Annotated in this window: 15 protein-coding genes; 5 read left to right on the forward strand and 10 right to left on the reverse strand. The window is 61.5% G+C overall.

All coding sequences use genetic code 11. The features are described from left to right. Position 1: 1 nt before the first annotated feature. Positions 2 to 712 carry a beta-ketoacyl-ACP reductase gene (locus CXY74_RS12510; protein WP_104200724.1) on the reverse strand — a complete coding sequence of 237 codons (711 nt, stop codon included), beginning with the start codon at positions 710 to 712 and terminating at the stop codon, positions 2 to 4. A gap of 168 nt (positions 713 to 880) precedes the next feature. On the opposite strand from CXY74_RS12510, the gene CXY74_RS12515 reads away from it, so the two are divergent. From CXY74_RS12515 to CXY74_RS12525, 3 genes are read left to right on the forward strand one after another with little or no spacing between them, the layout of a single operon-like run. After that, entirely contained in the window at positions 881 to 1,159 is a 279-nt protein-coding gene (locus CXY74_RS12515; protein ID WP_104200725.1) for a DUF3099 domain-containing protein, read from the forward strand. 29 nt (positions 1,160 to 1,188) lie between these two features. Further along, positions 1,189 to 1,431 carry a hypothetical protein gene (locus tag CXY74_RS12520; RefSeq protein WP_104200726.1) on the forward strand — a complete coding sequence of 81 codons (243 nt, stop codon included), beginning with the start codon at positions 1,189 to 1,191 and terminating at the stop codon, positions 1,429 to 1,431. Further along, the gene (locus CXY74_RS12525; protein WP_104200727.1) at positions 1,428 to 2,276 is read left to right on the forward strand and encodes an SURF1 family protein; all 849 of its coding nucleotides are present in this window, start codon (positions 1,428 to 1,430) and stop codon (positions 2,274 to 2,276) included. The genes CXY74_RS12520 and CXY74_RS12525 overlap by 4 nt, the downstream gene beginning before the upstream one ends. A gap of 13 nt (positions 2,277 to 2,289) precedes the next feature. Here the strand turns inward: CXY74_RS12525 and CXY74_RS12530 are convergent, their stop codons facing one another. The 8 genes from CXY74_RS12530 to sufB all read right to left on the reverse strand — a co-directional run bounded on the left by CXY74_RS12530 (position 2,290) and on the right by sufB (position 10,265). Further along, complete coding sequence (locus tag CXY74_RS12530; protein ID WP_104200728.1) at positions 2,290 to 3,564, reverse strand: glycosyltransferase; 1,275 nt, start codon at positions 3,562 to 3,564, stop codon at positions 2,290 to 2,292. A gap of 53 nt (positions 3,565 to 3,617) precedes the next feature. Next, on the reverse strand, positions 3,618 to 5,216 hold the full coding sequence (locus CXY74_RS12535) for an ABC-F family ATP-binding cassette domain-containing protein (protein ID WP_104200729.1): 1,599 nt from the start codon (positions 5,214 to 5,216) through the stop codon (positions 3,618 to 3,620). A 107-nt stretch (positions 5,217 to 5,323) separates the two neighbouring features. Then, a complete protein-coding gene (locus CXY74_RS12540; RefSeq protein WP_104200730.1) occupies positions 5,324 to 5,971 on the reverse strand; it encodes a TetR/AcrR family transcriptional regulator in 648 nt (215 codons plus the stop codon). A 133-nt stretch (positions 5,972 to 6,104) separates the two neighbouring features. Further along, positions 6,105 to 6,434 (reverse strand): metal-sulfur cluster assembly factor, encoded by a 330-nt coding sequence (locus tag CXY74_RS12545; protein WP_104129099.1) that lies wholly within the window; start codon positions 6,432 to 6,434, stop codon positions 6,105 to 6,107. A gap of 4 nt (positions 6,435 to 6,438) precedes the next feature. Then, the gene (sufC, locus tag CXY74_RS12550; protein ID WP_104200840.1) at positions 6,439 to 7,203 is read right to left on the reverse strand and encodes a Fe-S cluster assembly ATPase SufC; all 765 of its coding nucleotides are present in this window, start codon (positions 7,201 to 7,203) and stop codon (positions 6,439 to 6,441) included. A 66-nt stretch (positions 7,204 to 7,269) separates the two neighbouring features. Further along, the gene (locus CXY74_RS12555; RefSeq protein ID WP_104200731.1) at positions 7,270 to 7,596 is read right to left on the reverse strand and encodes a non-heme iron oxygenase ferredoxin subunit; all 327 of its coding nucleotides are present in this window, start codon (positions 7,594 to 7,596) and stop codon (positions 7,270 to 7,272) included. A gap of 2 nt (positions 7,597 to 7,598) precedes the next feature. Continuing rightward, entirely contained in the window at positions 7,599 to 8,846 is a 1,248-nt protein-coding gene (sufD, locus tag CXY74_RS12560; protein ID WP_104200732.1) for a Fe-S cluster assembly protein SufD, read from the reverse strand. Next, entirely contained in the window at positions 8,847 to 10,265 is a 1,419-nt protein-coding gene (gene sufB, locus CXY74_RS12565) for a Fe-S cluster assembly protein SufB (RefSeq protein ID WP_104129095.1), read from the reverse strand. Positions 10,266 to 10,575: 310 nt separating this feature from the next. Here sufB and CXY74_RS12570 point away from each other — a divergent pair, with 310 nt between their 5' ends. Next, entirely contained in the window at positions 10,576 to 11,553 is a 978-nt protein-coding gene (locus CXY74_RS12570) for a heme A synthase (RefSeq protein ID WP_233193372.1), read from the forward strand. 121 nt (positions 11,554 to 11,674) lie between these two features. Next, the gene (locus tag CXY74_RS12575; RefSeq protein ID WP_104200734.1) at positions 11,675 to 12,262 is read left to right on the forward strand and encodes a hypothetical protein; all 588 of its coding nucleotides are present in this window, start codon (positions 11,675 to 11,677) and stop codon (positions 12,260 to 12,262) included. Positions 12,263 to 12,288: 26 nt separating this feature from the next. On the opposite strand, the gene CXY74_RS12580 is transcribed toward CXY74_RS12575, so the two are convergent. Beyond that, positions 12,289 to 13,206 carry a heme o synthase gene (locus tag CXY74_RS12580; RefSeq protein ID WP_104200735.1) on the reverse strand — a complete coding sequence of 306 codons (918 nt, stop codon included), beginning with the start codon at positions 13,204 to 13,206 and terminating at the stop codon, positions 12,289 to 12,291. Positions 13,207 to 13,329 lie beyond the last annotated feature (123 nt).

Below are 13,329 nucleotides of genomic sequence, written 5' to 3' on the forward strand. Positions count from 1 at the left end.
CTCAGTGGCCCATTCCCAGGCCGCCATCGACGGGAATAACGGCACCAGAAATGTACCCGGCGTCATCGCTGGCCAGCCAAGTGACGACACGAGCAACTTCTAATGGAGTGGCAAAACGGCCAGCCGGAATGTTGCGCCTGTAGTCCGTCTGCTGCGCTTCGGGAAGAGCAGCGGTCATGTCGGTTTCGATAAAACCTGGAGCGATGACGTTTGCAGTAATGCCGCGAGCACCGAGCTCGCGTGTGATCGAGCGGGCCAGGCCGATCAGCCCACTCTTCGACGCGGAATAATTCACCTGTCCCGGTGACCCATAGAGTCCGACCACACTGGAAATCAACACGATGCGACCGAAACGAGCCTTGAGCATGCTCTTGCTCGCCCTTTTGACCACGCGGAACGCCCCGCTGAGGTTCGTGTCGATCACCGACGTGAAATCATCATCGGACATGCGCATAAGCAGGGTGTCACGGGTGATTCCGGCGTTCGCAACGACGACCTCAACCGGACCGTATGTCGCCTCGATCTCGGTATACGCGGCATCAATCGACGCGGCATCGGTCACGTCGGCGCGCACCGTGAGACTGCCGGCCGGTCCGTGTCCAGACCGCGAAGTCACAGCGACGCGATGGCCCTGGGCGAGAAATTCCTCCGCGATGGCAAAACCGATGCCGCGGTTACCGCCGGTGACGAGCACTGTTCGAGCCGTTGTCATAAAGTTCCTCTTCTGTTGTTCACTCAGCTGTGGGCTGCCGGTGGAGAGTTTTACAAAATACCCGGCAGATTCAAGTTTAAGGCGTGCAAGAATCACGCCACACAGACGTAGGCTGGTCGGAGCGGACTATTCCCCGCTGACTAACCCGATCACGAACCCGACGGACCCATGAAGCAGCAGTCGATCACTTCGCTCCCCCCCTCCCCGGAGGTTGAACGACGCAACCGGATGATCAAGTACTCCATTGCGATGGGTATCCGTATCGTGTGCATTGTGCTGATGCTGTTCGTGCAGGGTTGGTGGCTGCTGCTCTGCGCCATCGGTGCGATCGTGCTTCCCTACTTTGCGGTCGTGGTCGCGAACGTGCAGGTCGCGCCGCGCGGAGCCGAAGTATTACGGCCCGGCACCGTCGCAACGTACCGCAACACCGACGACGAGGCTCGGTAATTGCTCTCGCCGCCGCTCGGGGTGGTCCGATGATCGGACTGGGCGCGCCCATGCACACGTCAACCTGCTCGCGCGCAGACTGTCGAAATATAGGCCATTGGCGTCTGGATTGGCGCAACCCGCGCATCCACTCGACCGACCGCGTCAAAACCTGGTTAGCCTGCGACGAGCATGTCGACTACCTGCGTGAATTTCTCAGCGCCCGTGATTTTCCTCTCACCGTCAGCCCGCTGGCGCTCGTCGAACCAGATCGCGCTGGAGATGCGCAATGACGGGCTGGCAGTTCGCCTTCAGCCGACGCTGGGCGGGGTACCTGGCACTCGCCATTCTCTTCGCCGCAGTGTGTTCCGGGCTCGGCGTCTGGCAACTCGCCCGGCGTGATGAAGCCCTCACCGAGTTATTCAAGATTGAATCCAATTTTGACTCGGACCCCGTTCCCGTCGTCGAAGCGCTCCCCGACCTGACGGCCTTCGACGACTCCCAGAAGTGGATGCCGGTGAAGCTTACCGGCACCTACCTCATCGACGAGGAACTGCTCGCGCGCAACCGCCCCCTCAACGTCAATCCGGGCTTTGAGGTGCTGACGCCGCTACTGCTTTCCGATGGCACGATTTTCATCGTCAACCGCGGTTGGCTGCCGACCGGCCAGGAGCAGGATGCTCCCGACACCGTCCCGGCACCGCCGAGCGGACCCGTCACCGTCGTAGCCCGGCTCAAAGCCGCCGAACCCGACCTGCCCGGTCGCACGGCGAGCGGTAACCAAGTGGCAACGATCAACCTCACGTCTATTGCCGAGCGGCTCAACGCGCCGACCTACACCGGTGCATACGGCCTCATGGACTCGGAAAGTCCCGCGTCGAACGAGAAACGCCCGATCGCTGTGGTCAAACCGATCCGCGACGAGGGCCCCCACCTGTCGTACGCCTTCCAGTGGTTTGTGTTCGGTCTGCTCGCCTTCATCGGCCTCGGCTGGGCACTGCGCGAGGAATACCGCAGCGTGAATGCCGAAGATCCAGAAGAACGCGCACGCGCCGATGAGCGTGCCCGCAAGCGGGCGGCAAAACCGCGCGACGACGCGGAAATTGAAGATGCGCTGCTCGACCGCCAACTGACCTAGGTCAAAAGAATCGTCAGGCGACGTCGCGGCGGTGCTGCGGACTTTCGGTCGAACCCTGACGTAGTTTTCCCCCGTGGGCGCCAAGCGCAAGAAGTCCACGGTAAACCGCGAGCAGCGACGCCGCTGACCGGGTCCACTTCAGGCCGAGCGCGTGTTCCCGCGCCGCCACCGAAAGCTGCCGCGCCCGCTGCGGATCGGTCAGTAGATGAGCGATCGCCTCGGCCCACACCAGTGGTTCACGCGACTCCAGGACCAGGCCGGTCACCCCGTCAGCAACGGCTTCACGAAGGCCGCCGGATGCTGCAGCGATGACGGGCACGCCGCTCGCGGCAGCTTCAAGAGCAACGAGCCCGTAGGTTTCCGAGTGAGACGGCACGAGCACGAGCCGGGCGCCCCGAAACAGGGCAGTCATATCGACCCGGGACTGTGGACCGATCAGCCCCAGCTGATCAGCGAACCCGACCTGCTCGGCGATCGCCCGCAATTCGTTAACGTAGCCGTCGTAGTCGGCCGAAGCCGCGCCTGCGACCAAGAGAGTCGGACGAATGGCCGCTGGCACGGCCGCGACGGCGGCAATGGCCAGGTCGATACCTTTGAGTGGTTGCAGACGCGCTGCGACGAGAACGTAACCACGGTCATCGACTGGTGCCGCGAGATCCAGCGGCACGCCCGGTGAGAACATGCTGCTGTCGACACCGGGCGAAACAACGACCGTGCGTTGCACGGCGGCGCCCAGCCGACCAGTGATCGTCGCCGCCTCGGACGCACTGATCGCGACGAGTGAATCCGATTCACGGGCCAGCCACGCCTCGCCGAGCATCCGTCCTGGCGATTCGGCACGTTCCCCCGCTGAGAGCGGCGTTAAATCGTTGGCAGCGATGCTGTGGAAGCTTTGTACGTGCGGTACGCCCCACTTCCTGGCTACCGGCAGAGCGGCCATTCCGGAAAACCAGTGGTGCGAGTGGACGATGTCCCAGGGCGGTCGCGCCGCCAGTTGGGTCGAAAACTCCTCGATCCAATGTTCGTGGTCGCCCTTGTGCAGTGCAGTTGCCGGACCGGCGTCGAGAAACTCCAGGGTCACACCGGGTGCGAGCTGCCTGGCGGTTGGCTGATCGGCCGCTGATCGGCGGGTCAGAATGGTCACGGAGTGACCGAGGCCTGCAAGAGCTTCGGCTTGATGTCGTACGACGACGTTCATACCGCCAGCGTCACCGGCACCGGGATCAGCACCCGGTGAAGTGTGCATGCACACCAGCGCGATGCGCAGTGATTTGTCGAGGGACAACACACACCCTTCCTGTGAGTCGGATCCGATGAGGCTACGTCGAATTAGAGAATCAGTTAGGACAGCTCGATGAGGTCGAGGTAATCCTTGTTCCAGTGGTCTTCCGTACCTTCGGGCATGATCAACACGCGCTCCGGGTTGAGGGCCTGCACTGCGCCCTCATCATGGCTCACGAGCACAACCGCACCGGCGTAGTGCGCAAGAGCATCAAGGATTTCCTCGCGGCTGGCCGGGTCGAGGTTGTTAGTCGGCTCGTCCAGCAGCAGCACGTTGGCGCCGGAGACGACGATCATGGCCAGGGCAAGACGGGTCTTCTCACCGCCGGAGAGCACCCCGGCCGGCTTGGCGGAGTCGTCGCCAGTGAACAGGAACGAGCCGAGTACTCGGCGGGCTTCCATCTCGGTGATGCTGGGCGAGGAGGACACCATGTTCTCGAGCACGCTGCGGTTGACGTCGATCGTCTCGTGCTCCTGCGCGTAGTAGCCGATCCGCAGGCCGTGTCCGGGTTCGATCGAGCCGGTGTCAGATTCGTCGACACCGGCGAGCATGCGCAGGAGAGTGGTTTTTCCGGCCCCGTTGAGGCCGAGGATGACAACCTTGGATCCGCGGTCGATCGCGAGGTCGACGGCGGTGAAGATTTCCAGGGAACCGTAGCTCTTGGACAAGTCCTTGGCCATCAGCGGGGTTCGACCACACGGTGCCGGCTCGGGGAAACGCAACTTGGCGACGCGTTCCACGGCGCGCACGGCGTCGAGCCCGGAGAGAAGCTTCTCGGCTCGAGCAACCATCTGGTGAGCAGCAGCGGCCTTGCTGGCCTTAGCGCCAAACCTGGCAGCCTGCAACTGCAGGGTTGAGGCCTTTTTCTCGGCGTTGGAGCGTTCCTTCTTACGGCGGTCGGCATCCGCCGTGCGCTGCAGCAGGTAGTTCTTCCAGTTCATGTTGTAAATGTCGATCATCATGCGGTTCGCATCAAGGTAGAAGACGCGGTTGACCGTCTCTCCGACGAGCTCGATGTCGTGGCTGATGATGATGCAGCCGCCCTTGTAATTCTTGACGAACTCGCGCAGCCAGGCCACGGAGTCGGCATCGAGGTGGTTGGTGGGTTCGTCGAGAATCATCATCTCGGCGGCCGAGAACAAGATGCGGGCCAGTTCGATCCGGCGACGCTGACCACCGGAGAGGGTACTGAGGGCCTGGTCGAGGATATGGTCGGGCAGTTTCAAGTTGCTAGCGATCGATGCGGCTTCGGCCTCAGCCGAATAACCGCCCAAACCATTGAACTCATCCGTCAGGCGACCATACTTTTTCATGGCGGCGGCACTGATCTTGGGATCAGGGTCAGCCATGGCCAGGCTGGACTCGTGCATGCCGAGGGCAATGGTGCCGAGGCCGCGCGCATCCAGAATGCGGGTGCGGGCGAGCATGGTCGGGTCACCCGCACGGGGGTCCTGGGGCAGGTAGCCAATTTCACCGGAATGGCTGATCGAACCCTTGGTCGGGTTGGTCTCCCCCGCGAGCGTCTTCGTCAGGGTCGTCTTGCCCGCTCCGTTACGACCGACGAGGCCGATCTTGTCGCCGCTCGCGACGCGGAAGTTGACGCCCTCCATGAGCACGCGGGCTCCAACGCGGATTTCGAGATCTTGCACGTTGAGCACAGCAATAGTCCATTCGAGGTGTGTATTCGGAGGTGAAGTCTAGGTGGGCCAAAGCGGTCCAACTCACTAGTATATTTGCCTTCAGGCTGTGCTCGGCACACGGGCTCCTAGAGCAATGCGGCCAGAAGCGATTTTTCGAGCCAGTTCAGGTACGCTTCGGTCGACCATCCCAGGGACAGTACGAGGGTACGGAAGGTGTGCGGATGGGCCAGCGCCCACATCGTTGCCGCCGCCTCATGGTCACTCAGCCCCCCGCTATAGATCAGCCCCGCGCGCAGACCTCGCTTCTCTCGCAGTGCAGCTGCCACCTCACCAAAGCCGTGCAGCCGGGCCGCGTCACGCTTCTGCTCGAATTCCCCCACATCCGGATCGACCACGGCCGCTTCGCTGACAATGCGCAAGATTCCTGAAGTGCGCTCATTCACCAGTGCGCTCGACCGAGCCACAATGCGAATAACCTCGGTTGCCGTGCGCGCCGCGGCAATGCGTTCCCGGGTGGCCCCGGATAGCAGCGCCGGCGCCCCCGGTTCTGCAGCGACTCGATCAAGTACCGCCGCCAACAGTTCGGCCTTCGACCCCACCGAGTTGTAGATGGTCTGCACAACCACGCCAGCCTCCCCCGCGATTGCCGACACCGATGTGCCGACATACCCGCGCTCGAGCATCAGCCTTCCCGCCGCCATTACGATCTCAGCCCGCGTGCTCGCCGCCTGGGCAGCCCGCCGCCGGACCACGCTATTTTCCCCGATATCCATGTTTGTAGCATACCATTCTAGTCAGTGGAGTTGCCCTCTAATTACGGATGGTTGACGGGCACGCTTCGCTCTGGACAGGCAACGGAAAAGCCCCGCCTGCTGGTACAGGCGGGGCTTTCAAGTCGAACAGAAGTCACATCGCGAAGCCGAGGGCGCGCATCATGTCGCGGCCGTCGTCGGTGATCTTTTCGGGACCCCACGGCGGCATCCAGACCCAGTTGATGCGGAACTGGTCGACGACACCATCCAGCGCCTCAGCCGTCTGCTCCTCGAGCACATCGGTCAACGGGCAGCCGGCCGAAGTGAGGGTCATGTGGATGATGAGCGCATTATTCTCATCGTCCCAGCCGAGGTCGTAGATGAGCCCGAGGTCAACGACATTGATGCCGAGCTCCGGGTCCATGACGTCTTTAAGAGCCTCTTCGATTTCATCGAAGCGCGCCGGGCTCAGTGTTGAAACCATAGCTTTAGCCTACGTTCGACGGGACGAGAAAGCGATCGTAGCCCTCGTCCTCGAGGCGATCAGCGAGCTCAGGGCCGCCTTGTTCGGCGATACGGCCATTGACGAAGACGTGCACGAAGTCCGGGTGGATGTACCGCAGGATACGCGTGTAGTGCGTGATGAGGAGCAATCCGAGGCCGGTGTTGGTTTTGGCGCGGTTGACACCCTCCGACACGATTTTGAGGGCGTCAACGTCGAGGCCGGAGTCGGTCTCATCGAGCACGGCGAACTTGGGCTTGAGGAGTTCGAGCTGGAGAATCTCGTTACGCTTCTTCTCACCGCCGGAAAAGCCCTCATTGACGTTGCGCTCGGCGAAAGCCTTGTCCATGCGCAGGTCAGTCATGGCCTGGCGCACATCCTTGATCCACGTGCGGATTGGCGGGGCTTCACCCTCAATGGCAGTCTTGGCGGTGCGGAGGAAGTTGGTGACGGTCACACCGGGAATCTCGACCGGGTACTGCATGGCAAGGAACAGACCGGCGCGAGCACGGGCATCCACTGTCATTTTGAGCACTTCGGCGCCGTCGAGCAGAATGGAGCCGCTCTCGACGTGATACTTGGGGTGGCCGGCGATCGTGTAGGCGAGGGTGGACTTGCCTGAGCCGTTCGGGCCCATGATGGCGTGGATCTCGCCCTCGTTGATGGACAGGTTGACGCCGCGCAGAATCTGCTTGGTGCCCTGGTCGGTCTCGACGCTGACGTGCAGGTCTTTGATCTCAAGAACAGACATGAATGTCATATTCCCTTCTGAATTTGGCTTGAATGGCTGGTGGGGCGGTCGTTACGTGAGACAGACTCAGACCGCGACAGTTACGGAAGGATCGACGAAGATGAAACCGTCGATGAGCTCAACGTTGTAAACCGGGACCGGGTCATAGGCCGGCAAGGACAGCGGCTTTCCGGTGGTGAGGGAGAACATCGAACCGTGGGCCCAGCACTCGAGAGTCTGGCCCTCCACGAATCCCTCAGACAAGGAGATATCTCCGTGCGTGCACGTGTCTCCGATGGCGAAGACATCACCGGCGGCATCACGCACGAGGGCGATGGCGACCCCGTCGATTTCGACCTTGACGGCCTGGTTTACTTCGAGCTCATCGAGAGCGCAGATCTTCGTTGCGGTCATGCTTACTTGTCGTCCGTTCCAATAAGTTCCGCTTCGATTGCGACTTGCAACCGAGCTTCGAGTTCGGGGGAACCAATCTGCTGCACGACCTCGGTGAGGAATCCGCGCACGACCAGCCGCCGCGCTTCTTCTTCGGTGATACCGCGAGCCTGCAGATAAAACAGTTGCTCGTCGTCGAACCGTCCCGTGGCACTGGCGTGGCCGGCCCCGACGATGTCGCCGGTTTCGATTTCCAGATTGGGGATGGAATCGGCGCGGGTGCCCTCGCTGAGTACGAGGTTGCGGTTCTGCTCATAGCTATCGGTGCCGGCAGCCTTGTTGCCGATCAGTACATCGCCGATCCAGACCGTTCGTGCGTCCTGGCCCTGCAGCGCGCCTTTGTAATTGACCCGGCTGCGGCTCTTCGGCGCGTCGTGGAAGACGTACACCTGTTGCTCGAGGTGCTGACCGGCATCCGCGAAGTACAGCCCGAGGAGCAGCGTGTCGGAGCCAGGTCCGGCAAGCCGCACCGAGGGGTTGACCCGAACGATGCTGCCACCCAGGGAGACGACGACATGCTTGAGGCGGGCGTCACGGCCGACGGATGCGAAATGGTTGGCCAGATGCACCGCCGAGTCGTCCCATTCCTGAAGCGAGACGACCGTGAGGTTCGCGGACTCGCCGAGGATGATCTCGACGTTTTCGCTGAGTCGAGCCTCGCCCGTGTTCTGCAGGATAACCGTGGCCTGGCTGAACGGCTTGGCCTCGATGATCGTGTGGGCGCCGCGGGCGGAGTTGCCAAGAACCGATCGCGTGACCGTGATCTCCTTAGCTTCCTCGCCGCTCACCGTGATGGCGAGAGCCTCATCGAACACGGACCAGGCATTCGCGGCTGCGCGTTCCTCCGGCAGGCCAGCGGTGCCGATGCGGGCATCCGTTCGGGGTACCCATGCGACGGAAATGTCCGCTGATGGCGTGGACTCGACCTCGTAGCGGGAGCCGTTGAGTTCACCGGCCGTGAGGTCGGTGAACTTCGCGACGGGCGAGAGCTTCCAGACGGCTTCGCGGCCGGAGACGGCCTCGAAATCGGCTACGTTGACGCTCTTGAATCGGTCCGAGCGGGTTTGCACCGGAACGTAGCCGAAACGACCGTCCGAGTGTTCCGTAATGCCGTGCTGGCCGGGCGACAGGGCCGACGAACCGGCAGCGGGTGTGGATGGTGCGGGCACAGTTTTTGAAGCGCTCTTCGAAAGCGCTGAAGCGGCGGACATTTAGCCGACGGATCCTTCCATGCCCATTTCAATGAGCTTGTTGAGTTCAAGGGCGTACTCCATCGGGAGCTCCCGAGCGATTGGTTCGATGAATCCGCGAACGATCATGGCCATGGCCTCGTCTTCGGGCATGCCTCGGCTCATCAGGTAGAACAACTGTTCTTCGCTGACGCGGGAGACGGTGGCTTCGTGGCCGAGTTGCACGTCGTCCACCCGAATGTCGATAGACGGGTAGGTGTCGGAACGTGACTGGGTGTCGACCAGCAGTGCATCACAGCGCACGGTGTTGGCGGAGTGATGTGCCGAGGCATCCACTCGGACCTCACCCCGGTACCCGCTTCGCCCGCCACCGCGCGCGATGGACTTGGAGACGATAGAGGACTGCGTGTACGGAGCCATGTGGATCATTTTGGCGCCGGCGTCCTGGTGCTGCCCGGGACCGGCGAAGGCCACGGAGAGGGTTTCGCCCTTGGCGTGCTCACCCATCAGGTAGATGGACGGGTACTTCATGGTGACCTTGGAGCCGATGTTTCCGTCGATCCATTCCATCGTGGCGCCTTCGCCGGCCGTGGCCCGCTTGGTGACGAGGTTGTAGACGTTGTTTGACCAGTTCTGGATGGTCGTGTAACGAACGCGAGCGTTTTTCTTCACGACGATCTCGACGACAGCGGAGTGCAGCGAGTCAGACTTGTAGATCGGGGCGGTGCAGCCCTCGATGTAGTGCACGTAGCTGCCCTCGTCGGCGATGATCAGCGTGCGCTCGAACTGGCCCATGTTTTCCGTGTTGATGCGGAAATAGGCCTGCAACGGAATCTCTACGTGCACGCCGGGCGGCACGTAGACGAAGGATCCGCCAGACCACACGGCTGTGTTGAGCGCAGCGAACTTGTTGTCGCCGGAGGGAATGATGGTGCCGAAGTACTCTTCGAAGAACTCGGGGTGCTCCTTGAGTGCCGTGTCGGTGTCCATGAAGATGACGCCTTGGGCTGCGAGTTCTTCATTGATCTGGTGGTAAACCACTTCAGACTCGTACTGGGCTGCCACACCGGAGACGAGGCGTTGGCGCTCGGCTTCGGGAATCCCGAGCTTCTCGTAGGTGTTTTTGATGTCGTCGGGCAGGTCTTCCCAGGTTTGGGCCTGCTTCTCCGTCGACCGCACGAAGTACTTGATGTTGTCGAAATCGATCTCGGAAAGATCGGCTCCCCAGGTGGGCATGGGCTTGCGTTCAAACAGCTGCAGGGCTTTCAGCCGACGCTGCAGCATCCAATCCGGCTCGGATTTCAGGTTCGAGATGTCTGTGACGACCTCGGGAGAAATGCCACGGCGCGCGGATGCGCCGGCCTTGTCTGAATCGGCCCACCCGAATTCGTAGGTGCCAATCCCCTCAAGGTCGGGACGGTCGAGCAGGACATCCGACATATTTACCTCTTCTCTACCCAGCACAACCCGGATATTAGTCCGGTGATTCCCGGGCGATCTCAGAGGAGACCACGGGGAACGGGTTGTGTGGACAGCTACATTGCGTACCTAGAATATTCATAGAGCAAAACCGACCCCGAGTCGACAGTGCCCATTCGGCCACTGTTCGATTCCGGTCGACCTCGTGCAGTCACTACGACCGTAAGAGAGTTCTCCATGTAGATCCTAATTCTACAGGTTGAACGGCAGGATACGCGTGCTTGCCGGTTGATTCACATTTGCACAGGGCACAATCAGAAAGCACGCGATCATGAGTAAGACAGCGGGAGCAGAAGCAATGAATTCCATTTATCGATGGTTGCCCAGCGCTATCGACGCACGTATTCGGGTGGTTGCCTGGCTGTCCCTGGTGTCCGAGATAGTGATTGTCGGCACCGGCGGCGCCGTACGCCTCACTGGCTCCGGACTCGGCTGCCCGACCTGGCCGTCCTGCGTGCCCGGGTCGCTCGTGCCGACGGAGGAGATGGGCCTCCATGGCGTCATTGAGTTTGGCAACCGTTTGATGACCGGGCTCATCGGAATCATCGCGATTGCCGCTGTCGTTCTGCTCTGGCGTATGCGCAGGGAGCGCAAGGATCTGTTCGTCCTCGCCGTCATTCTCGGCGGTGGCGTTCTCGCGCAGGCACTCGTCGGCGGCGTCACCGTGTTGACCGGTCTCAACCCATTTATCGTTGGCTTCCACTTCACGGTGTCGCTCATCATGGTCTGCCTTGCGACCGTGCTCGTGCACCGGGTCTATCTCGCACCGGGGCCGCGCGCCCTGATCGTTCCGGTCGGCGTCGCCGGGCTGGCCCACGCCACAAGCTTTGTCGTCGCACTGACCGTGATGATGGGCGTGTTGACGACGGCCTCCGGACCGCATTCGGGAGATGCTGCCGCGGGACGCACGGGCTTCAACGCTGAATTACTGGAACACCTGCACGCCTGGCCGGGCTACGCGACGCTTCTCTTGACGATTCTGCTCCTCGTGGCATCCGTTCGGATTAGGCTACGGGTTCGTTCATTCATCGTCACGCTGTTGATGATCGAGCTCCTGCAGATTGTGGTTGGCCTGCTGCAGGCAAACCTCGGCCTGCCGCCCGTTCTTGTTGGCCTCCATATGGTACTGGCCTGCGTCCTCGCCGCAGCGATGACCGCCGTCGTGCTCAACCTCAAGGCCCCAATCGGCATATCGCCCGAGGCAACCGAATTGGCCAATGCGAACGAGGTCAGTAGCCGCCACAGCTAACCCGCGTCCCTCGAATGCCCTAGCGTCGATGGTCGCAACCCGGTGTTACGGCGATAGACCACCGCTGGCAAACTGCCGCGTGACTCTCCCCCGGCGGTGGCCGCCGGTGTATTCTCCAATCATGCATCTCGTACCGGGAGCCAAATCGAAGCCGCCAGACGACGCGGCGCGTCTCGCCCTGTTCGGCCCTGCGGTTTTCGGTTTCGTGAACCAACCACGACTTCAGGAACGCGGATGGAGCTGGTACGGCAACCATGGCCATACCCTGGAAGCTCAGGTGCATTACTGGCTAGCCGACCCGTCTGGTAATTTCTGGTTCGAAGATTCTCCAGCCGGTCCGGTCGGCATCGCCGAACTGCGCGGATTCGTCTTCACGGACGTGCCCGGTTCCACCAATCGCGGGGGCGATCCAATCCGGGATGCCCTCGACCAACACCTACAGTACGTCGTGATGAATTATGCCAAAAACCCCTACGACTTCGGGTCGCAGTTGTGGGCCGACCGGCACACTCAACAGCAGTCCGAAATTGAACTCGCGCTTGCCCACCGGTCGAACCTGGTCGTCGAGGATACTGCCCTACCCGCCATCACGGTGACGGCCTCGGATTTCACTGCCACGGGCATGGCCCTGGCCGGACGAGTAGTGACCGTCGTCATCCATTCGGCCGACGTTGCCAAGATCGACAACCGGCTGTCACGTCGGGTCTAGCGTCGACCGAACGCGGCACGACAGACTTAGAACGGAAGCAGCGGATCCACTCCGACGGCTACAAACAGCAATGTCAGGTAGGCGATTGAGCCATGGAAGACGCGCATCGGTGACACGTGCTCGTGCCGAATCGCGAGGCTGTACAGCCGGTGGGTTTCGTAGATGAACCAGCCGCCTGTAACGAGGGCGACACAGGTGTAGAGCACGCCCATGTCAGCGATCGGAATCAGCAGTAGCGAGCACGCGACGGTGGCCCACGCGTACAGAATGACCTGTAGACCCACCTGAGCGCGACCGCGCACGACAGCGAGCATTGGCACGCCGGCAGCCAGGTAGTCGCTGCGGTACTTCATTGACAGCGGCCAGTAATGCGGCGGTGTCCACAGGAAGATGATCATAAACAGAATAACCGGCGGCCAGGACAGGTCTCCGGTCACGGCCGCCCAACCGATGAGGACGGGCATGCAACCAGCTACACCGCCCCAAACGATGTTCTGGGGCGTACGACGCTTGAGAATGATGGTGTAAAACACGACGTAGAGCACAATCGCGCCGAAAGACAGCGCGGCCGCCAGCCAGTTGGTCAGCAGGCCAAGCCACACAATGGATGCCGCGCCCAGGGCCCACGCAAAAATCAAGGCTTCCCGGTCACTGAGTTCTCCGGTAACCAGGGGGCGATTTTTAGTTCTCTTCATGAGACGGTCGATGTCACGGTCGAGATAGCAGTTGAACGCACCCGCGGATCCGGCGCTGAGCGAACCTCCGACGAGCGTCGCCAGGATGAGCCAGAGGCTGGGCATTCCCCGCTCGGCGAGGAGCATCGTGGGCGCGGTGACGACCAGGAGCAACTCGACAACTCGCGGTTTAGTCAGGGAAACATAAGCCGTGAGGGTGCGCTTCAGCGTACGTGGAGTTCTCTCGATGGTCTGAAGTGCGACGTCCATAAATCCTCGAATGCTAGGCAGTTCTCTAATTCTAGGTCACGCGGTGGCCCGTCATGGCAAATGACAGGTCACGTCATATCGACCGCCCAGCGTCTTCGTTGCGTATACTTAAAATGCTCCCCA

The sequence above is a fragment of the Cryobacterium sp. Y29 genome (assembly GCF_002929825.1).
In the GTDB taxonomy this organism is placed as follows: Bacteria; Actinomycetota; Actinomycetes; order Actinomycetales; family Microbacteriaceae; genus Cryobacterium.